Source organism: Shinella sumterensis (genome assembly GCF_004514425.2).
GTDB classification, from domain to species: Bacteria; Pseudomonadota; Alphaproteobacteria; order Rhizobiales; family Rhizobiaceae; genus Shinella; species Shinella sumterensis.
Window position 1 is genome coordinate 120,174 of record NZ_MYFN02000008.1, and the last position, 20,591, is coordinate 140,764.

Annotated in this window: 18 protein-coding genes; 5 read left to right on the plus strand and 13 right to left on the minus strand. The window is 66.3% G+C overall.

Annotated elements, in window-relative coordinates; translation table 11 throughout:
• Positions 1–54 precede the first annotated feature (54 nt).
• Positions 55–1,797 carry a response regulator gene (locus tag B5M41_RS16245; protein ID WP_134648943.1) on the minus strand — a complete coding sequence of 581 codons (1,743 nt, stop codon included), beginning with the start codon at positions 1,795–1,797 and terminating at the stop codon, positions 55–57.
• A gap of 265 nt (positions 1,798–2,062) precedes the next feature.
• Between B5M41_RS16245 and mutL the strand changes: the two genes are divergently transcribed.
• Positions 2,063–3,862, plus strand: coding sequence for a DNA mismatch repair endonuclease MutL (mutL, locus tag B5M41_RS16250; protein WP_134648944.1), 1,800 nt, complete (start codon positions 2,063–2,065; stop codon positions 3,860–3,862).
• A 125-nt stretch (positions 3,863–3,987) separates the two neighbouring features.
• The gene (locus B5M41_RS16255) at positions 3,988–4,224 is read left to right on the plus strand and encodes a DUF2093 domain-containing protein (RefSeq protein WP_134648945.1); all 237 of its coding nucleotides are present in this window, start codon (positions 3,988–3,990) and stop codon (positions 4,222–4,224) included.
• 106 nt (positions 4,225–4,330) lie between these two features.
• Here the strand turns inward: B5M41_RS16255 and lpxK are convergent, their stop codons facing one another.
• The 6 genes from lpxK to B5M41_RS16285 form a co-directional block, all read right to left on the minus strand.
• Complete coding sequence (gene lpxK, locus B5M41_RS16260; RefSeq protein ID WP_134648946.1) at positions 4,331–5,368, minus strand: tetraacyldisaccharide 4'-kinase; 1,038 nt, start codon at positions 5,366–5,368, stop codon at positions 4,331–4,333.
• A 106-nt stretch (positions 5,369–5,474) separates the two neighbouring features.
• Entirely contained in the window at positions 5,475–6,209 is a 735-nt protein-coding gene (locus tag B5M41_RS16265) for an HAD family hydrolase (RefSeq protein ID WP_134648947.1), read from the minus strand.
• Between the two features lie 11 nt (positions 6,210–6,220).
• Complete coding sequence (gene waaA / locus B5M41_RS16270; protein WP_134648948.1) at positions 6,221–7,537, minus strand: lipid IV(A) 3-deoxy-D-manno-octulosonic acid transferase; 1,317 nt, start codon at positions 7,535–7,537, stop codon at positions 6,221–6,223.
• A 107-nt stretch (positions 7,538–7,644) separates the two neighbouring features.
• A complete protein-coding gene (locus B5M41_RS16275; protein ID WP_134648949.1) occupies positions 7,645–7,881 on the minus strand; it encodes a DUF4170 domain-containing protein in 237 nt (78 codons plus the stop codon).
• Between the two features lie 59 nt (positions 7,882–7,940).
• Positions 7,941–8,744 carry a 3'(2'),5'-bisphosphate nucleotidase CysQ gene (locus B5M41_RS16280; protein WP_134648950.1) on the minus strand — a complete coding sequence of 268 codons (804 nt, stop codon included), beginning with the start codon at positions 8,742–8,744 and terminating at the stop codon, positions 7,941–7,943.
• A 4-nt stretch (positions 8,745–8,748) separates the two neighbouring features.
• Positions 8,749–10,095 carry a TldD/PmbA family protein gene (locus tag B5M41_RS16285; protein ID WP_134648951.1) on the minus strand — a complete coding sequence of 449 codons (1,347 nt, stop codon included), beginning with the start codon at positions 10,093–10,095 and terminating at the stop codon, positions 8,749–8,751.
• A 108-nt stretch (positions 10,096–10,203) separates the two neighbouring features.
• Between B5M41_RS16285 and B5M41_RS16290 the strand changes: the two genes are divergently transcribed.
• Complete coding sequence (locus tag B5M41_RS16290; protein WP_134648952.1) at positions 10,204–11,988, plus strand: monovalent cation:proton antiporter-2 (CPA2) family protein; 1,785 nt, start codon at positions 10,204–10,206, stop codon at positions 11,986–11,988.
• Positions 11,989–12,008: 20 nt separating this feature from the next.
• On the opposite strand, the gene B5M41_RS16295 is transcribed toward B5M41_RS16290, so the two are convergent.
• Genes B5M41_RS16295 through B5M41_RS16305 form a run of 3 tightly spaced genes read right to left on the minus strand, consistent with a single transcriptional unit; the run spans position 12,009 to position 15,356 of the window.
• Positions 12,009–12,878: a patatin-like phospholipase family protein gene (locus tag B5M41_RS16295; protein ID WP_134648953.1), complete on the minus strand. Its 870-nt coding sequence runs from the start codon at positions 12,876–12,878 to the stop codon at positions 12,009–12,011.
• 27 nt (positions 12,879–12,905) lie between these two features.
• Entirely contained in the window at positions 12,906–13,466 is a 561-nt protein-coding gene (rsmD, locus tag B5M41_RS16300) for a 16S rRNA (guanine(966)-N(2))-methyltransferase RsmD (protein ID WP_134648954.1), read from the minus strand.
• Positions 13,467–13,472: 6 nt separating this feature from the next.
• Positions 13,473–15,356, minus strand: coding sequence for a pseudouridine synthase (locus B5M41_RS16305; protein WP_134648955.1), 1,884 nt, complete (start codon positions 15,354–15,356; stop codon positions 13,473–13,475).
• A gap of 69 nt (positions 15,357–15,425) precedes the next feature.
• Between B5M41_RS16305 and B5M41_RS16310 the strand changes: the two genes are divergently transcribed.
• Together B5M41_RS16310 and B5M41_RS16315 are read left to right on the plus strand one after the other, a co-directional pair.
• On the plus strand, positions 15,426–15,869 hold the full coding sequence (locus tag B5M41_RS16310; RefSeq protein WP_134648956.1) for a nucleoside deaminase: 444 nt from the start codon (positions 15,426–15,428) through the stop codon (positions 15,867–15,869).
• 5 nt (positions 15,870–15,874) lie between these two features.
• Positions 15,875–16,177 carry a hypothetical protein gene (locus B5M41_RS16315; protein WP_134648957.1) on the plus strand — a complete coding sequence of 101 codons (303 nt, stop codon included), beginning with the start codon at positions 15,875–15,877 and terminating at the stop codon, positions 16,175–16,177.
• Between the two features lie 7 nt (positions 16,178–16,184).
• Here the strand turns inward: B5M41_RS16315 and B5M41_RS16320 are convergent, their stop codons facing one another.
• The 3 genes from B5M41_RS16320 to ileS form a co-directional block, all read right to left on the minus strand.
• Positions 16,185–16,670 carry a GNAT family N-acetyltransferase gene (locus tag B5M41_RS16320; protein WP_134648958.1) on the minus strand — a complete coding sequence of 162 codons (486 nt, stop codon included), beginning with the start codon at positions 16,668–16,670 and terminating at the stop codon, positions 16,185–16,187.
• A gap of 4 nt (positions 16,671–16,674) precedes the next feature.
• Positions 16,675–17,289: a hypothetical protein gene (locus B5M41_RS16325; protein WP_134648959.1), complete on the minus strand. Its 615-nt coding sequence runs from the start codon at positions 17,287–17,289 to the stop codon at positions 16,675–16,677.
• Positions 17,290–17,465: 176 nt separating this feature from the next.
• Positions 17,466–20,354 (minus strand): isoleucine--tRNA ligase, encoded by a 2,889-nt coding sequence (ileS, locus tag B5M41_RS16330; protein WP_134648960.1) that lies wholly within the window; start codon positions 20,352–20,354, stop codon positions 17,466–17,468.
• Positions 20,355–20,591: the final 237 nt, after the last annotated feature.

The window sequence follows — 20,591 nt, forward strand, 5'->3', positions numbered from 1 at the left end:
AGTCCTGCCCACCAACCTCCCTAAATATGGGGGGTTGACCCTTCCTCTCCCGATCTAAGCGACGGATTTCTCCGCCCTTCGGTTCACATAGCGCCGGTAGATGGCCTCGATCATGTCGGGGCTTACCGGCTTGGTGATGTAATCGTCCATGCCGGCATCCATGCAGTTCTGCATGTCCACGTTCAGCGCCTGGGCGGTGACGGCAACGATGGGCGTACGCGTGCCCGTCAGCTTCTCCGCGTCGCGGATCTCCTTGGCGGCATCGATGCCGTTCATCAGCGGCATGGAAATATCCATCAGCACGAGGCGCGGCTGGTGCTTGCGCCACAGCATGACCGCCTCCTCCCCGTTCTCGGCGATGCGGTGCGAGACGCCCATGCCCTCGAGGATCTGCGAGAAGACGAACTGGTTGATCTGGTTGTCTTCCGCCACCAGCACCTCGACGTCACCCACCGCGCCGGGCAGCATCGTCGTGATGTCGGTTGCGATGTACCAGTCGTCGGCAAAGGTTGCCGGCGTGACGACGATCTCGCCGAGCGGCGAGGCGTCCTCCGACAGGAGTTCGTGGCTGTCGACAAGCGTCCGCATGAAATCCGGCCCGATATCGTCGGGCGTGATCAGGCGCGTTTCAATTCCGTAGTCATTGTCGGCGATGGCCTCGCGCGCCGGCAGGTTCCTGTCGATGACAATATAATCGAGGCTCAATCCGCCGGCAGCGGCGGCGGCGAGGAAGGCGTGGTGTTCCGCGACGCTACGGACGGCACAGCATTCCGCGCCACGCGCCTTGAGTGCTGCAACCAGAATATCCTCGATATGCGGATTGTCCGTGACGACAAGCACGCGCTTTCCGGCGATCGTCCGCAGTTCATCGGGGTCCAGCTGATCGAGCAGCAGCCGGTGTTCGGCCTCGCGAACGGGATCGAAGCAGTTCTGCGCCTCGATGAAGCCGCCGGCCACGCGCAGCACCGCGTCGGCCGACGCAAGATCGGCAACCTGATCGCGCGCATAGGCGGTGACGTCCTGCATGACGGTGACGATGACGTAATGTTCGGGTGCGCCGATGCGGTACTTGTGGGTGATGGTGTAGAGATCGGAACCGTCGGCGCGAATGATGTGCTCGGCCAGGCTGGTCGGTTCGCCGGTCTTCAGGACCGAGCGATCGCCCTGCTCGATCCGCTCGGCGGTTTCCGCATCGGCAAAGGCCCAGGAAGAGCGCCCGACGATGGTTTCGGCGCTCGCCCCATAGATCGCGCAGAAAGCCTTGTTCGCCGCGATGTAGGTCAGGTTGCGATCCTTGATCACGACCGGAGACGGCAGGGTTTCCAGGATATCCTCGGTCAGCGCGATGCGCTCGAGGTCAAGGCGCCATTGCTCATCCTGCTTCTTCTGCTCGGACACATCGACGAAGGTGCTGACATTGTAGCCGCTCGGCAGGCGGCGCTTGCGGAAATGAATCCATCGGTCGCGGCCGACGCGCTCGACGGCGTCGTGCTGCTCGCGCCAATGGGCGGAAATGCGGCTGGAGATCCATTCCTCGCGGTTGATCGCCTTGTGTCGTTGATCCGGCGTGATGCCATAGCGCATGCCGCTGTCGAAGATCGCGCCCAGCACATCGCGCAGGCGGGTTCCGGGGGTCAGCATTTCGACGGGAATGGGAAAGTAGCGAAGGGCCTGGCGGCTGGCGAAGACGAGGCAGTCGTTCTTGTCGTACACCATCACGGCCGCAGCGAGGATATCGCACGCGGCCTCGAACATTCCCAGCCGGATGTGCGCGTCTGACGGCGCTACATCATTCATATTGGCCACCCCTGCCTGTCTGGCATTCCCGCTAACATGCTGATCGGCGCTTCACGCGCTCTTGGACATGGGAATGACAGCGGCCAGCCGCGCTGAAATCGTCCGCCGGGCGACCGGCACGCTTGTGCTCATACAAGCCAAACAGCACGTTCGCAGCATTTTATTAAAGCCTGATTAAATCTCTTGGCCGCATCAGGCACGCACGAGCCGGGATAAGCCGCCGAGACCACTGGCGGGGGCCGCGCGAATCCGTGAAAATGGCGCCATGACCATCAGGCAGCTTTCCGAAACCCTCATCAACCAGATCGCGGCCGGCGAAGTGATCGAGCGCCCGGCCAGCGCCGCCAAGGAGCTGATCGAAAACGCGCTGGACGCGGGCGCGACGCGCATCGAGATCGCCACCGCGGGCGGCGGAAAGACGCTGCTGCGCGTCACCGACAATGGATGCGGCATGGCGCCCGGCGAGCTGGAACTGGCGATCCGCCGGCACTGCACCTCCAAGCTCGACACCGATCTGCTGGATATCCGCACCCTCGGCTTTCGAGGCGAGGCGCTGCCGTCCATCGGCTCGGTCGCGCGCCTTTCGCTGCTCAGCCGCACGGCGGAAGCCAGCGAAGGCGCCGAGATCAGCGTGACAGGCGGCAAGGTCGAGCCGGTGCGCCCGGCGGCGGCCAACCGCGGCACGGTGGTGGAGGTGCGCGACCTCTTCTTCGCCACGCCGGCGCGGCTGAAGTTCATGAAGAGCGAGAAGGCCGAAGCGTCAGCGATTTCCGACGTCGTGCGGCGCATGGCCATTGCCTTTCCGCATGTGCGCTTCGTGCTGTCCGGCTCCGACCGGACGACGCTCGAATTTCCCGCGACCGGGACCGATCGCCTTGCGCGCATCGCACAGGTGCTCGGCCGGGATTTCCGCGACAATGCCATCGAGATCGATGCGGAGCGGGAGAGCGTGCGGCTGACGGGCTTCGCCGGCCTGCCGACCTTCAATCGCGGCAATAGCCTCCATCAGTTCGCTTTCGTAAACGGCCGGCCCGTGCAGGACAAGCTTCTCTGGTCGGCGCTGCGGGCGGCCTATGCCGAAACCATTCCGCACGGGCGCTACCCGGTCGCGGTGCTGTCCATCGAGATCGATCCGGCGCTGGTGGACGTCAACGTGCATCCGGCCAAATCCGACGTGCGCTTCCGCGATCCGGGGCTGGTTCGCGGCCTCGTCATCGGCGCGATCCGCGAGGCGCTCGGACGCGAGGGCGACCGGGCGGCCACGACGGGCGCCAGCGGTCTGATGCGCGCCTTCCGGCCGGAAGCACGGCGCCCCGCTACGCCCTGGACGCCCGCCGCCTCGCCCTATCGCCCGTTCGAGCCGGCGGCATCGATGCCGCTTCGCGCCGCGCAGACCGGCTTTGCCGAATTCGCAACGCCATCGGCGCGCAGCGAGCCGGTTTTCACGGCGCAGCAGCCGGTGCCGGACGATGCACCGCCGCAGCATCACCCGCTCGGGGCGGCGCGCGCGCAGCTGCACGAGAACTATATCGTCGCGCAGACGCAGGACGGGCTTGTTATCGTCGACCAGCACGCGGCGCATGAACGGCTCGTCTTCGAGGCCATGCGCAACGCGCTGCATTCCCGCGCGGTGCCCGCGCAGGCGCTGCTCATCCCTGAAATCGTCGACCTGCCGGAAGACGATTGCGACCGGCTGGTCGCCCATGCCGGCGAGTTCGCCAAACTCGGGCTCGGCATCGAGCGCTTCGGGCCGGGCGCGATCGCGGTGCGCGAAACGCCTGCCATGCTCGGCGAGATGGACGCGACCGGCCTCATCCGCCAGCTGGCGGACGAGCTTGCCGAGTGGGACACGGCGAACGGCCTCAAGGCAAAGCTCGAATACCTCGCAGCGACCATGGCCTGCCACGGCTCGGTGCGCTCCGGGCGGCGCATGCGGCCCGAAGAGATGAACGCGCTGCTGCGGCAGATGGAAGCCACACCCGGCTCCGGCCAGTGCAATCACGGCCGCCCGACCTATATCGAACTGAAGCTGTCGGATATCGAGCGTCTGTTCGGGCGCAGCTGAACGGCGAAAGCGCTGGAAATTTGGCCCCCGCCGCGATATGCACCATGAAGCTTTCTTGACGTAATTCCGGATACGGACCGTTTGCCGAAGCGGAATTGCCAGCAGTGATACGGATACTGAAATCGATGATGAACCGTTTTGAAGGCCGCAACGGCAGTCGGGAAGCGAAGATCCGCTACCTCGACGGCGATTTCCAGATCCTGATGCCGGGTTCGCACGTCATCTGCGCGATGACCGGCGAAACGATCCCGCTCGAGGAACTGCGCTACTGGAGCGTCGCGCGGCAGGAGGCCTATATCAGCTGCGCGGCCTCGCTCGATGCCGAGAAGCGCGCGGGCGCGCTGCCGACGCAGAAGCGGTAGAGCATTTCCAGCAAAAGTGTGCCCGGTTTTGCGTCCGGACATGCGTAAAAACAAAGAATTAGAGCAGTGGAGGTGAACCTACGTTCACCGGAATTGCTCTAGGGTTTCACCCCGCCGGGGGTTGCAGCTTGCGCTGCCGCGCATTGGCGATCGCCGCGTCGATGATCGCGTCCGGGCCCTTCGGGTCATCGAACCGGATTTCCACCTCGATCACCCGGCTCTTTTCCTGCAATTCCTCAGACCGCCCGTGCCCGCCGCCGAGCCGCACGCTGTCCTTGGCCGTGGTGACGAGCCCGCAGCCCAGGTCTTCGGCCTGCTGTAGCAGCTCGGCCACCTCGTCCTCGCCGAGGAAATGGTGATCCGGGAAGGACCGCGTCATCTGGAGCTGCGCGCCGGTTTCCCGCACGGTCCGGAAGAACTTCTCGTTGTCGGCGATGCCGGACCAGGCCATGACGGCCTGCCCTGCGAGATCGCCGGCACCGACCGTCACCAGCGTCGCTGGATGGATGGCCTTGCCGGCGCGCGCGGCCTGGCGGATCAGCCTGTCGGCCGCCGCGCCGTCGCCGATCGCAAGCAGGGCGCTTGCCTGCCGCATCTGTTCACCGAGCGGCGCGCGCACCGGACCGCCCGGAACGAGATGACCGTTTCCGATGCCGCGACGGGTGTCGATGACGACAAGCGCGTAGTCGAAGACGAGCCGCGCGCTCTGGAAACCGTCATCCATGATGATGAGGTCGGCGCCCTCTTCCACGAGCTTCAACGCGCCCTTGATGCGCTTGCGGGAAATGACCGTCAGCGCCTCGCGGGCAAGCAGCAGCGGCTCGTCGCCGACGGCACGGGCGCGGTGGTGATGCGGATCGACCACGGTGGTGACATCGAGCGAACCGCCATAGCCGCGCGACAGGAAACCGGGTTTCAGGCCCCGCGCGCTGGCGGCGCGGGCAATGGCGATGGCCGTCGGCGTCTTGCCGGCACCGCCCACCGTGAAATTGCCGACGCAGATAACGGGGACGGGCACCTGCGCGCGGCGGCGGCTGCGCATGCGTCGCCCCGCAATCCACCCGTAGAGGTGCGAGATCGGCCAGAGCGCCCGGGCTCGCCAGTCGGGCTTCGTCCACCAGAACGGCGGCGCTTCACTTACCATTTCATCCCCCGCAGGCACCCCTGCCCGTTCGACGGCACAAGAAACGCGAGAACGGTGCGGAAATCAACCATCGTGCCAATGAGCGGGTGCGTCGCCGAGGCGGCGTTCACGCCACCGGACGCGCGGCGGCAGCGCCCGAGAAGAGCGGCACCAGTTCGGTGATGTCGTTGAGGCAATAGTCCGATGCCTCCGACAGGGATTGCCGCGAGCCCGTGCCGGTCAGCACCGCGACGGTGATACCGGCACCGGCGCTGCGCCCCATGTGGAGATCGTGGTTGTTGTCGCCGACCACGGCGACCTGATGCGGTTCCAGCCCCGTGGCGGCGCAGAAGCCCAGCACCATGCCCGGTTCCGGCTTGACGCCGTAGCCGCTGTCATAGCCCGCGACATAATGCAGGTAGCCGTCGAAGCCGAAGCGCTTGGCCGTCGCGCGGATGGAGGCCTCGTTGTCGGACGAGGCGACGCCCAGCCGATAGCCGCGCGCATGCATGGTGGCGAAGAAGGCGGCAAGATCGGTGACGGCAACGGCCAGCTGCGCCGAATTGGCGAAAAGCCCGTCGAAATGGGTGGTGAGCGTTTCCACCGTGAACGGCGCGCCGGCCGCCACGAAGCCCTCGGCGATTTCCACCGTATTGCCGGCCGCCAGCAGGCTGTCGGGCGTGACATAGCCGGTATCCGGGTCCATGCCGCCGGCGACGAGCAGCTTGCGGGCAAGGTCCTCATCGCCCTTGGCGGCGATGCGGCCAAGCTCGTAGTTCACGGGCACCCAGCTCTTGGCATAGTCGAGCAGCGTGCCGTCCTTGTCGAACAGGATACCGGAGATCGCGTCGGCCTTCGTCATGTCGCGTCCTTTCAGGAGGACTGGCGCGGGTGGAGCCGCGCCTTCACGGTGAGGGGATTGATATAGGGTTCGAGCCCCTTGACGGTGGCGCGCAGCGCGCCGCGCATTTCCTGCACCGTCTCCTGGCCCGCATCGATCATCTGCCGGCGCATCTCCTCGTTGTTGAGGAGATAATGCACGCCCTTGGCCAGCATCTCGACGTCGCGCACCATCTTGGCGCTGCCGTTTCGGGCGAGCTTCTGATAGGTCTCGCGGAAATTCTGGACGTTGCCGCCCGACAGGATCGCGCAGCCGAGCATGGCCGGCTCCAGCGGGTTCTGCCCGCCTTCGGCAAAGAGCGAACGCCCGACGAAGGCCACCTCCGTCATGCGCAGGTAGAGCCCCATCTCGCCGATCGTGTCGCCGAGGAAGATATCCGTCTCCGGCGTCAGCGGTTCGCCGGAGGTGCGCCTGACGACCTTGAGGCCACGCGCCGCCAGCATATCCGCGACGGCGTCGCTGCGCTCGGGATGGCGCGGCACGACGATGGTGAGCAGGCCGGGCGTGCGCTCCTTCAGGGCGCGGTGCACGTTGCCGGCGGCGGCCTCCTCGCCCTCGAAGGTCGAGATCGCCGCCCAGGTCCGGCGGCCGGTGATCTGGCCGAGATAGGTCGAAAGCGCCTCTGCATCGGCCGGCGGCGCATCGGTATCGACCTTGAGATTGCCGGAAACCGTCACCGGCAATGCGCCGAGTGCACTGAAGCGCTCCGCGTCCACATCCGACTGGGCGATGACCAGCGCGAAATTCTCGAACAGCGCCTCGGCGAAGGCCTGGCGGCGCTGCCAGCGCGGGAAGGAGCGATCGGAGATGCGGCCGTTCACCAGAACCTGCGGGATATGGCGCCGGCTCAGTTCCAGGATGGTCATCGGCCAGATTTCCGATTCCGCCATGATGGCGAGGTCGGGATGCCAATATTCGAGGAAGCGACTGACCGCCGGCTTCAGGTCGAGCGGCACATACTGGTGGATGACGTCAGATCCCAGCCGGTCGTGAACGACCTTCGCGGAGGTGACGGTGCCCGTGGTCAGCACCACCGCGATGCCGCGGCGGCGCACTTCCTTGATGAGCGGAATGATCGAATTGGTCTCGCCGACGCTTGCGGCGTGGAACCAGACCAGCGGGCCGGCCGGGCGCGGCACGCCCGCCACGCCGTAGCGCTCGCGGCGACGCGCGCGCTCTTCCTTGCCCTTGGCGGCGCGCACCGCCAGATACGGACCGATGACGGGGTAGAGCGCGACGCCTCCCCAGCGGTAGATCGAAAGCGTGAGGCGGGCGAGCCGGCTGCTCATCGGCAAGACACCTTCGTTCGGGCTTTCGGGCTATGGAGGATCATGAAGGGTCCGGTCTTTCTGTCCGGCGCGGTCAGGCCGCGCGGGACGGGGTCGGTGACGTCGGCTCAGCCTTTGCGCGGGTCCAGGAGACGGTGCATGTGCACGATGAAGTAGCGCATATGCGCATTGTCCACGGTCTGCTGGGCCTTGGATTTCCAGGCGACGAGCGCGCTCGCATAATCGGGGTAGATCCCGACGATATCGAGGCTGTCGAGGTCGCGGAACTGCAGGTCGTCGAGGGTCTTCAGTTCGCCGCCAAAAACGAGATGAAGGAGCTGTTTGGGTTCGGTCGTATCGGTCATGTCTTCTCTCTTTATTGTGCCGAATTCGGCTCACGGTTTGCGGTATTCCGCATGAAAGGTCAATGGTCGGAGAGGTCGCGTGCGGCCTCGACAAGCCCGGAAAGCCGGGACAACCCGGCGGCACACAGCGTCTCGTGGCTGACGGCCGGCCGGTTGTAGACCAGCGGCGCGCCGTCCAGCGACACGAGCGCCCCGCCGGCCTGCGCAAGGATGAGATCGGCGGCCGCCAGATCCCAGTCGTGCGCGTTGCGTTTGACCAGCGTCGCGTCGATGCGGCCATCCGCCACCATCGCGAGACGATAGGCAAGCGACGGCACATGGGCGATACGGCTCATGTCGCCGATCCGCCTCCGGTCTATGTCGCGCACCATGTCCTCGGGCGCCGCCACGCGCATCGCACGCGTGTCGTCCGGCCCGGTCACGGCAATGGGCGCGCCGTTCTTCAGCACGGGTCCGCCGGCCGATGCCGTGAACAGTTCATCGAGCGCGGGCGCGAAGAGAACGCCGGCAACCGGTCGTCCCTCATGCACGACGGCAGCGCTGACGCACCAGATGTCCTTGCCGCCGATAAAGGCGCGCGTGCCGTCGATGGGATCGATGACGAAGACGGTTTCGCAGCCGAGGCGCGCGGCATCGTCGTCGGTCTCCTCCGACAGCCAGCCGTAGTTGGGCCGGGCGCCGAGCAGCTCCGTCTTGAGGATATCGTTTGCCGCGAAATCGGCAACGCTCACCGGTGAGCGGCCGCCGTTCTTCCACCAGACTTCCGGCCCCTTGCGGAAGAATTCCAGCGCCTTGGCGCCGGCCAGCCGCGCGGCCCCCACGAGGAGGTCGAGATCGGCGGCCCAATCTCCGGCGGGAGGCATGGGGTCACGTTCCCGCAAGCGTCATGCCCTCTATGGCAAGCGTCGGCGCCGCCACGCCGAACGAGCGGTCGATGTCGTTTGCCGGCGTGATGCGCAAGAACATGTCGACGAGGTTGGAGGCGATCGTCACCTCGGAGACGGCAAAGGTCAGTTCGCCGTTTTCGATCCAGTAGCCGGAGGCGCCGCGGCTGTATTCGCCCGTCACCATGTTGACGCCCTGGCCGATGAGCTCGGTGATGTAGAAACCGTTGCCCACCGAGCGGATGAGGTCTTCCGGAGACATATCCCCCGGCTCCAGCGCGAGGTTGGTGGAGGCCGGGCTGACCGATGTGCCGCCGCGCACGCCGCGACCGTTCGTCTTCAGGCCGAGTTCGTTGGCCGTGGAAGTGGAGAGGAACCAGTGCTGCAGCACGCCGTCCTCGATCATCGCAAGGCGCTTGCCGGTGACGCCCTCGCCATCGAAGGGACGCGACGAGGGACCGCGCACGATGAGCGGGTCGTCGGTAACGGAAAGGCCCGCCCTCAGCACCTGCTTGCCCATGCGGTCGCGCAGGAAGCTCGTCTTGCGGGCGACGGAGGCGCCGTTGATCGCGCCGGCGATATGGCCGGCAATGCCGCGCGCCACGCGCGGATCGTAGACCACCGTCACGTTTTTCGCTGTCGGCACCTGTCGCGGGTTGAGGCGGCGCACGGCGCGGGCGGCGGCCTCGCGGCCGATCGCCTCGGCATCGCGCAGTTCTGCAAAATACAGCGCGGAATCGAAATCGTAGTCACGCTCCATCTTCGTGCCCTCGCCCGCGATGACGCTGACGGAACGGCCGAAGCGGCTGGCGCTGTAGGCGCCGGAAAAGCCATGGGAGGTGGCAAGCACCAGCCCGCCCATGCCGGCGGATGCGCCGCCGCCGCCGGAATTGGTGATGCCGGAAACGGCGAGCGCCGCGGCCTCGGCCGCAAGGGCGGCTTCGGTGAGCTGGTCGGCGGAGACCTCGGTCGGGTCGAAGAGATCGAGGTCCGGCCATTCCTTTGCAAGGTCACCTTCGGCGGCGAGCGACGCGAAGGGATCTTCCGGCGAGGCCTTGGCCATCGCCACGGCGCGCTCGGCGAGCACCTTCAGGTCGAAGCCCGGATTGGCCGAGACGCTGGCGACGCGTTTTCCGACGAAGACGCGCAGGGAGAAATCGTCGCTTTCGGAGGCCTCGGTGCCCTCGACCTTGCCGAGGCGCACGCTCACCGACGAGGACCGGCCACGGACGACGACGGCATCAGCCGCATCCGCCCCCGCTTGAATGGCGCGGTCGATAAGTTCACCGGCGCGCTCGAGAAGGCTTGCGGAATCGATTGTCTGTGACATGACTTGGCCTTTCTTTGATGCCCCATTTATTGTGCGCCGACACAGGCATCAAGGGAGGTCGTTCCTTTTTTGCCGTGCAGCCGCCACCCCGCAGAGAAAGCCTTCCGCATGCAATATACCCACAGCTCGTACAACGAGGTCCTGATGATGCTCGGCGGGGCGCTTCTTGCCGCGCCGATCTTCAAGCGGCTGGGGCTCGGCACCATTCTCGGCTATCTCGCGGCCGGCGTGGTGATCGGCCCGATCCTGCACCAGATCCGCGATGGCGAAGAGCTGCTGGGCGTCGCCGAACTCGGCGTGGTGTTCCTGCTTTTCCTGATCGGGCTGGAGCTGAAGCCCTCGCGCCTGTGGTCGATGCGCCACGACATATTCGGGCTCGGCATCGCGCAGGTGGTGGTGACCGGGCTCATTCTGGCGGGGCTCGTGCTGCTCTTCGGACTGGAGGAGTGGGACGGTGCGCTGATCATCGGTTTCGGCCTCGCGCTGTCCTCCACCGCGTTTGCCATGCAGATCCTCGATGAGCGGGGCGACACCAATACGCGCTACGGCCAGCGCGCCTTTTCGCTGCTTCTTTTGCAGGACCTTGCCATCGTGCCGCTCCTGGCGCTGATACCGCTGCTGGCCGAACAGGCGCCGGAGGACACGACAAGCGCCTTCCACGATTTCATGGTCGCGGTCGGGGCAATCGCCGCCCTGCTGGTCGCCGGCCGCTACCTGCTCAACCCGCTGTTCCAGATCATCGCGCGCACGGGCGCCCGAGAGGCCATGATCGCGGCGGCGCTGTTCGTGGTTCTCGCTGCCGCTATGCTGTTGCAGATGGCCGGGCTTTCCATGGCCATGGGCGCCTTCCTCGCCGGCGTGCTGCTTGCCGAGTCTTCCTATCGCCACGAGTTGCAAGCGGACGTGGAGCCCTTCCGCGGAATTCTGCTCGGCCTCTTCTTCATGGCGGTCGGCCTGTCCCTGCATCTCGACGTGATCTTCGCGAGCTGGCTGACGATCCTCATCGCGACACCCGCCGTCATGCTGGTGAAGGGCCTCGTCATCTACTGCCTCTGCCGCTTTACCGGCTCCGCGCACAACGATGCGGTGCGGATCGCGCTGGTGCTGCCGCAGGGCGGTGAATTCGGTTTCGTGCTCTTCACGGCGGCAGCCGCGGCCGGCATCTTCTCCGGCGGGCTCGCCTCGCTGCTGATCGCCGTCGTGACCATGTCTATGGCGCTGACGCCGATTGCCGCCGCCCTCTCCCGTTTCCTGCTGGTGGAGGATCCCGAAGAGGAGATGGAAGAGGATTTCGAGGGTGCCGGCGCCGACGTGCTGATGATCGGCTTTTCGCGCTTCGGCCAGATCGCCGCCCAGATCCTGCTGGCCGGCGGCCGCGAGGTGACGGTCATCGACCATTCGACGGACCGCGTGCGCCAGGCCGCGAATTTCGGGTTCCGCATCTATTTCGGCGACGGCACGCGCAAGGACGTGCTGCGTGCGGCCGGCATCGAACGGGCGAAGATCGTCGCCGTCTGCACGCACGGCAAGGCCACCACGGACCGCATCGTCGATCTCGTCCAGTCGGAGTACCCCAACGCGACCGTCTTCGTGCGCTCCTACGACCGCATTCACACGCTCTCGCTGCGTGCCCGCGGCGTGCAGCACGACGTGCGCGAAACATTCGAATCCGCGCTCGTCTTCGGCCGCGAGACGCTGGAGGAACTCGGCGTCGAGCCCGATGACGCGGTGGCCATCAGCGACGATATCCGCCGCCGCGACGAGGCGCGGCTGGAACTCCAGGCGGTGGAAGGACTGGCGGCGGGGCGGCATATGCTGCATTCCGCGCCGGTGAAGCCGGAACCGCTCGTCAGGCCGAAGAACCAGATGGCCGACGCCGACGAGGATGTCTGAGCCCTGCCGGCTCGCCGGCTTCAGCCCGTACGGGAGAGTTTTTCGTCGAGCGCGCGTCTGAGGACATCGCGGATACCCTCGGATGCCTTCAGCACCTCCGCCGCCTTGGCGAAATCCAGCACCCGGAAGCGGCCGACCTCCGGCTGGAGGAAGATGTCGGGCGCGCCCTTTTCAAGCTTCAGCGTGACGATGGACCGCATGGTCAGCTGCGTGGCGCCGTAGAGGCTGTCGATACTGTTGGGCAATTCGGCCGTGCCGGCCGGCGGCTGGCCGATGACGTCGACGCCGATGGTGATATCGGCCCGGCCGGCCAGATGATCGAACGGGATCGGGTTACACAGGCCGCCATCCATCATCACGCGGCCGTCGATGACGACAGGACGGAAGACGGCGGGCAAGGCGGCCGATGCGGCAAGGGCCGGGAACAGCGGGCCGCGCTCGCAGACGCATTCGCGCTGCGCGTAATAGTCCGACACGATGATCTTCATCGGGATATCGAGCGCTTCGAAGGTTTCCGGCACACGGTCGGGCAGGAAGGCCTTCAGCATGCGTTCCAGATTGAACTGCCCGAACTTGAAACCGCCGGAGACCATCTGCGAAAGCCCTGATGGCCGCAGGCTCCAGAGGCGGTTCATGATCTGGCCGGGTCTGCCGATGGTGGCCAGCGTATGCTCGCGGATCTCACGGCCCGTCATGCCCGAGGCCATGGCCGCTCCCATGATGGCGCCGATGGACGCGCCCGAGATCAGCACCGGGCGGATGCCGAACTCGTCGAGCACTTCGATGACGTGGATATGGGCGAGGCCGCGCGCGCCACCACCGCCAAGCGCGAGGGCGACGGTCGGGCCGGCGGGGCGTGGCGCGATCGGGGAAACGAGGGCATCGGTCATCGCTCAGGTCTCCACGGCCGGCACCGTTCAGCCGGGCCGGTAACGATAGAAGTGCATGCGCGTTTCGCCGAACGTCCTGACTTCGAGAAGCTCGAAGCCGTCGACGGCGGCGGGTTGAATATCGGCACGCTCCTCGAGGATCGCAAGGGCGCCCTCGACGAGCCAGCCGCCGCGGGCGGCGGCGTCGAGCGCGCGCTCGCCGAGACCCTTCGCATAGGGCGGGTCGGCAAAGAGGAAATCGAACGGTTCCATCGTGCCGATGCCGCCGAGCGACGTGGCGTCGCGGCGGAAGATCTTGGCGCGGCCGATCACGCCGAGCGATTCCGTGTTGGCGTGCAGCAGCCCCCTGCCCTCCACGCCCTGCTCGACAAAGAGCACGGCGCGCGCGCCGCGCGACAGCGCCTCGAAGCCGACGGCACCGGTGCCCGCGAAGAGATCGAGCACGCGCGTTCCGTCAAGGGCCTCGGGATAGGCGTGGGAGAGGATGTTGAACAGGCTTTCGCGCGTGCGGTCCGTCGTCGGACGGATATCGTCCGACGACGGCGTTGCAAGCGAACGGCCGCGAAATTCTCCGCCGACGATCCGCACGGCGGATTACTTGCCCTTGCCGCGCGGACGGCCGCCGCCGGCAGGACGGCCACCGCCGGGCTTGCCGCCACCGGGCTTTCCGCCAAAGGACTTGCCGCCGGGTTTGCCGCCGAACGACTTGCCGCCGTCGCGGCGCGGCGGACGGTCGGAGAACGCGCGTTCGCCCTCTGCCCGTGGCTTGCGGTCGCCAAAGGATCGTTCACCCCGGGCCGGACGGTCGCCGAAGGAACGCTCGCCCTGCGCACGCGGCTTGCGGTCGCCGAAATCGCGGGGTGCGCGGTCATCGCCGGCGCCGGAGCGCTTGCGTCCGAAACCGCCACGGCCGCCATCGTCGCGGCCACCGGCTTCCGGCTCGGAGGCGCGGATCCACTCGCCGTCCTCGTCGCGCGTCTTCAGGATGCGGGGCTTTTCCACACGATCGTCACCGGGACGGCCGCGGGCCGGACCCCTGCTATCGAAACCCTTGCGGTCCGGATCGAACTTCTTGGCCGAACGGGTCGGCGCGCCATCGGCCGTGCGGCCATAACGCTTGGTCTTGGGTGCACCTTCGGGACGCACGCGCGGCTCGCGCTTCACGCCTTCTGCCGACGCATCGGCCGTTTTCTCGGCGACGGGACGGGCGCCGGGCGCCATCCAGACATTGGACTTGCGGGCACGGTTCGCAGGCTCGCGCTTCGGCTTGCTTTCGAAGCGGTCGCCGTCGCGATCCCGGTCGCGATCACGGTCGCGCGAACCACCACGCGGCTTGTCACTGAACCGGTCGTCGCGCCTGGTGTCCAGCCGCGCGCGGGCCTGCTCGCGGCGATCGCCATCACGGCGGCCGGCGGGCTTCTCGCGACGCTCTGCCGGACGCTCGCTCCAGGCGGACGCCTCCTCGCGGGGCTTCACCGGCTTGGCGGCGGCATCCTCATCCGCCTTGTGGTCGAAGAGCGGCGCGTCGAAATTCGCTCCGGATTCCTCGATCAGGCGCGGGCCGAGCTGGTCGCGCAGCGTGCGGCCGCGGATTTCCTGGGCGTGGCCTTCCGGCAGTTCGCCGAGCTGGAAGGGGCCGTAGGAAATGCGGATGAGCCGGTTGACGTCGAGGCCGAGCGCGCCGAGCACATTCTTGACTTCGCGGTTCTTGCCTTCGCGCAGGCCGAGCGTCAGCCAGACATTGGAGCCCTGCGCCTTGTCGAGCGTCGCGTCGATCGAGCCGTAGAGCACGCCGTCGACGGCAATGCCTTCCTTCAGCTTGTCGAGATCGGCCTGCTCGATCTTGCCGTGGGCGCGCACGCGGTAGCGGCGCAGCCAGCCGGTCGTCGGCAGCTCCAGCATGCGGGCGAGGCCACCGTCATTGGTCAGCAGCAGCAGGCCTTCGGTGTTGATGTCGAGGCGGCCGATGGACATGACCCGCGGCAATTCTTCGGGCAGGTTGTCGAAGACGGTCGGGCGGCCTTCCGGGTCGGCATTGGTCGTCACGAGGCCGGCAGGCTTGTGGTAGAGCCACAGGCGCGTGCGCTCGATGCCGCGCACCGGCACGCCATCCACCTCGATGCGGTCGGCGAAACTGGCATTGAGCACCGGGGTCTCCAGCACCTTGCCGTTCACGCTGACGCGGCCTTCCATGATCATGCGCTCGATATCGCGGCGCGAGGCCACGCCCGCGCGGGCGAGCAGCTTGGAAATGCGTTCGGGCGCGAGTTCGGCCCCGGCCGGCGCGGCAGGTGCCGGCTTGGCGGCGCGGGCAGGCTTGCCGTCGCGCGGCGCCGCCTTGCCGTCAAAAGGCTTCTTGCCCGCCGGCTTGCCGCCGAAGGATTTCTTGCCCGCGGCCGCCGATGCGGCGCCACGCGGCTTGGTATCGCGGCCCGCGGGCTTTGCGCCCGGCCGTTTTGGCTTGTCTTTGGATGTCATTTGTGTTGCCTGCGTTTTCGCGTGTCCTATCAGGTCAGACGCCCCGGGTTAAGAGGAATTCGTTCCGCTATGACAAATCGCTTCATGGAGATCGCGCTGGCCGAGGCCCGCGCCGCCGGCAAACGCGGTGAAGTGCCCGTCGGCGCCGTGCTCGTCATGGACGGCGCGGTCGTGGCGCAGGCGGGCAATCGCACGCGCGCCGACAATGATGTGACGGCCCATGCCGAAGTCGCCGTCATCCGCGAGGCCGCCCGCACGCTCGGCCAGGAGCGGCTGACGGGCGCGGACCTCTACGTGACGCTCGAACCCTGCACGCTGTGCGCGGCCGCCATCTCGTTTGCCCGCATCCGCCGGCTTTATTACGGCGCGGAAGACCCGAAGGGCGGCGGCGTCGACAACGGCGTGCGCTTCTTCGCCCAGCCCACCTGCCATCATGCCCCGGAGGTCTATTCCGGCATCAGCGGCGTGGAAGCGGCGGAGATCTTGAAGGATTTCTTCATGGAAAGGCGCTGAGAACGATGTCACTTGCCACCGCTATCATTGTCATCACCTTGGGCCTGATGGTCGCCATGTCCGTTCTCGCCGCACGTCGCATCGCGCCGCGTGCAGAACGGCTGACCATGCAATGGAACCGTGAGGGGAAGCCGAACTGGTCGCTGCCACGCAACGCCGCACTCGCGTTCACGCCAGCACTAGCCGCCGTCGTGCTCATCGTCATCGCCATGAATGGCGGGATGATCGTGGCGATCCTGCCGGTCTGCGTCGCCTTTCTCGGCGCGCATGCGCTTCATCTCATCCTGCTTGCCCGGCGCGGCGGCTGAGTCCGAGTCAGCCCTCGGCAAACTGTTTCAGGCGGTCGCCCGTCAGGCGATAGCGCAGCCACTCCGTCTGCGGCTCGGCGCCGATGGCGTCGTAGACGCGGATGGCGGGCTCGTTCCAGTCGAGCACGCTCCATTCGAAACGGCTGCAATCCTGTTCGATGGCAAGGCGCGCCAGGTAGCGCAGCAGCATCTTGCCGACGCCGCCGCCGCGATGGGCCGGCGTCACATAGAGGTCCTCGAGATAGAGGCCGTTCTTCGAGAGCCAGGTGGAATAGGTCTTAAACCAGACGGCGGAGCCGGCCGGTTCGCCGTCTTCCGTCTCGCAGATGGCCGCGTAGCTCACCGAGCCCTCGCCGAACAGGGAGGCCACGACGCTTTCCTCGGTCGCGGCCACTTCGGACAGGGCATTTTCATAGTCCGCAAGCTCGCGGATGAAGCGCAGGATGACGGCGGCATCATCGACCGTCGCCGGCCGGATTCGATAGCCCGTCATGATGTCAGAACGGCCACCAGCTGGAACCGCCCTGCTTGGCGGCCCTGGCTTCCTTCTTGCGGCGGCGTTCCTTCTGCTTCTCAGGCTCGCCGAGATCGGCCTGGGCCTCCTCGGGGATCCTGCGATATTCGGTCGGCGGGTCGCTCAGGTAGCGGCGCTGATCGGAATAGGCGCCCATCTGCAGGCGGCGCGCCTCGCGATAGGCCTGCGTCTGCTCTGCCGTGCTCATCTGGCGGGCCGTCGTATTCTGGCTGGCGAGCGGCGAGCGGTAGCGGGGATCGTTGGCGTTCTCGTCCGCCTCGGCGCGCAGGCGCTCGCGCATGTCTTCCGGATTCTCAAGCCACTCGGGATTGTCCTTGGACGCGACGGACTGCTGCGGGTTGGCCAGCGCCGTCTTGTCCCTCGGCACGACGAGACCGCCGCGCGGCTGGTAGCGGACCTTCTTGGCGTCCTTGTTTTCCGGCTGGATCATCACGGCGTTGCCGAGGTCGTCGATCAGCTGCTCGCCGGCGGTCTTGTCGGTGCCGTAGGTCGGGCCCATGCAGCCGGTCAGAAGGAGGCTGCCGCCGAGAAGGCCGAACAGGCCGGTCCGTACCCGAATATTTCGCGTCATTCCCATGAATACCCTTCCAGCAGAGCCGGTACGCAGAAAACTCATTCCACGGCAAAAGTCCGCCGTGCCATGGCGGAACAATCCGACCATTTTCAGGCAGCATTACCGGATGAAGCCTCCAAGTGCAATTCATGCCGGCAAATCGACGGCCGGAAAGAACCGGCCGTCAACAGAGCGGGCGCTTATGCCGCGCGGCGGAAACCGATTTCGCGCAGCGCAGCCGCATCGCGGGCCGAGACGTCAGGATATTCGGGGTCGGAACCGACATCCGTCGTGATACGCCAGGAGCGGGCGCATTTCAGCCCCTCCGCCAGCTTCGGCTCGACCGAGACCTTGGGGACTTCCGCAAGGCGGAAGGCATCCGCGGGGCCCTCACCCGCAACCAGCGTGATGGCCGAGGTGATGCAGATTTCCGCGAAATCCTGGCCTTCGAGGGCAGCCAGAAGCTCGGGATCGGCGATGTGAACGACGGGAGCCGCCTCCAGCGAAGCGCCGATGCGTTTCTCGCGGCGCTCGATTTCCAGCGCGCCGGTGACGACCGAGCGCACCGCGCGGATCTTCTCCCACTTGGCCTCGAGCGCGTCGTTGCGCCATTCGGCCGGCACGTCGGGGAACTGCTCCAGATGCACCGAGACGGCATCCGGCTTGCGCGAGAGCCAGGCCTCTTCCATCGTGAAGGGCAGCATCGGGGCGAGCCAGGTGACGAGGCAATCGAAGAGCTTGCGGATGACGGCAAGGGCTGCGCGGCGCTTCAGCGAGGACGGGGCATCGCAGTAGAGCGCATCCTTGCGCACGTCGAAATAGAAGGCCGAGAGCTCGACATTCGAGAAGTCGATGAGCGCGCGGGTGATCTTCTTGAAGTCGAAGGCATCGTAGCCCGACCGCACAAGCGCATCCAGTTCCGCCAGCCGGTGCAGCATGAGCTTTTCCAGCTCCGGCATGTCGGCATAGGCGATCTCCTCGCCCGTGTCGTGCGCCAGCGTGCCCAGCATCCAGCGCACCGTGTTGCGCAGCTTGCGGTAGGCATCGATATTGGTCTGGATGATCGTCTTGCCGAGGCGCTGGTCTTCCCAGTAGTCGGTCGTCATGACCCAGAGGCGAAGGATATCGGCGCCCGATTCCTTCATGACGTCCTGCGGCGAGACGACGTTGCCCTTGGACTTCGACATCTTCTCGCCCTTCTCGTCCATGGTGAAGCCATGGGTGACGACGGCATTGTAGGGCGCACGGCCGCGCGTCGCGCAGCTTTCGAGCAGCGACGAATGGAACCAGCCGCGATGCTGGTCGGAGCCTTCGAGATAGACGTCTGCGGGCCATTTCAGGTCCGGGCGGTCCTCCAGCGTGAAGGTGTGGGTCGAGCCCGAGTCGAACCAGACATCGAGGATGTCCATGACCTGCGTCCAGGCTTCTCCCGCACGATTGCCCAGAAAGCGCTCACGCGCACCTTCGGCGAACCAGGCATCGGCGCCTTCCTTCTCGAACGCCTCGAGGATGCGGGCGTTGACGTCCTCGTCGACGAGCACGTCACCCTTTTCATCGGCGAAGACGGCGATCGGTACGCCCCATGCCCTTTGGCGGGAAAGAACCCAGTCCGGGCGGCCTTCGATCATGCCGCGCAGACGGTTCTGGCCGGAGGCCGGCACGAAGCGGGTCTGGTCGATCGCGGCAAGCGAACGCGAGCGCAGCGTGGTGCCGTCGCCGAGTTCCTTGTCCATGTAGACGAACCACTGCGGCGTGTTGCGGAAGATGACCGGCTTCTTCGAACGCCAGGAATGCGGATAGGAATGCTTGAGGCGGCCGCGGGCAAAGAGGTTGTTTTCGGCGATCAGCGCCTTGATGACGCGGTCGTTGGCGTCGCCCTTCTTGCCGTTGTCGTCCATGACGCGCGCGCCTTCGAAGCCGGGGGCTTCGGCGGTGTAGAAGCCGGCGTCGTCCACGGTGAAGGGGATCTTCGCGGAGATGCCGCGCGCCTCGAGGTTGCGGGCCTCGGCCATCCAGGCATCAAAGTCCTCGCGGCCGTGGCCGGGGGCGGTGTGCACGAAGCCCGTGCCGGCATCGTCGGTGACATGATCGCCATCGAGCAGCGGCACCTGGAAGGTATAGCCGAGCGGTGCGAGCGGATGGGCGGTCACGAGTGCCGACAGCTCTTCCGGCGCGACATCGCGCAGGAACTTCAGCGTCACCTTGGCCTTGGCCGCGCAGTCATCGGCCAGGCGGGTGGCGAAGATCAGCTTTTCGCCCGGCTGCGGGCCGAAATCGTTCGTGGCGCTTTCCACCTCGTAGAGGCCGTAGGGGAAGCGCGACGAGAAGGAGATGGCGCGGTTGCCGGGGATCGTCCAGGGCGTGGTCGTCCAGATGACGACGAAGTTGCCCTTGAGGTCGGCAGGCCCCTCGGTCACGGGGAACTTTACCCAGATCGTGTCGCTCTCGACATCGGCATATTCGACTTCGGCTTCGGCCAGCGCCGTGCGCTCGACGACCGACCACATGACGGGCTTGGAGCCGCGATAGAGCTGGCCGGACTTGGCGATCTTCAGCAGCTCGCCGGCGATACGGGCTTCGGCGTGGAAGGCCATGGTCGTGTAGGGATTTTCGAAGTCGCCCTCGATGCCGAGACGCTTGAACTCCTCCGACTGGACCTTGATCCAGCCGCTCGCGAAGTCACGGCATTCCTGGCGGAACTCGTTGACCGGAACCTCGTCCTTGTTCTTGCCCTTCTCGCGGTACTTCTCCTCGATCTTCCACTCGATGGGAAGGCCGTGGCAGTCCCAGCCGGGCACGTAGTTGGCGTCATAGCCGCGCATCTGGAACGAGCGGGTGATGACGTCCTTGAGGATCTTGTTCAGCGCGTGGCCGATATGGATGTTGCCGTTGGCATAGGGCGGACCGTCGTGCAGCACGAATTTTTCGCGGCCGGCGGCGGAGGCGCGCAGCTTCTTGTAGAGGTTCATCTGCTGCCAGCGGGCCACCGTTTCCGGCTCCTTCTGCGGCAGGCCCGCACGCATCGGGAAATCCGTCTGCGGCAGGTTGAGGGTGGACGAATAATCGACTTTTTCAGGCGTATCGGTCATGGATATGGCTATCGTCTTTGTTCGCGCGCTTTGTGCGCATGCGGGGAATATCGGTCAGTGCACCGGCAATGACAGCGGGGGCGCTTCAGGAACGCCCGAAATCCCGGACCTTCCGGCCTCGCTCAGAGCGCGCGGAAGGCCGGGCCACTAATTCGCAGATCGATGGTCAGCCGGTGGAGCATCATGCGCGCGGTCTTACGGGGTTTTCGGCGGTTTGAAAAGACTGCGGGAGGATAT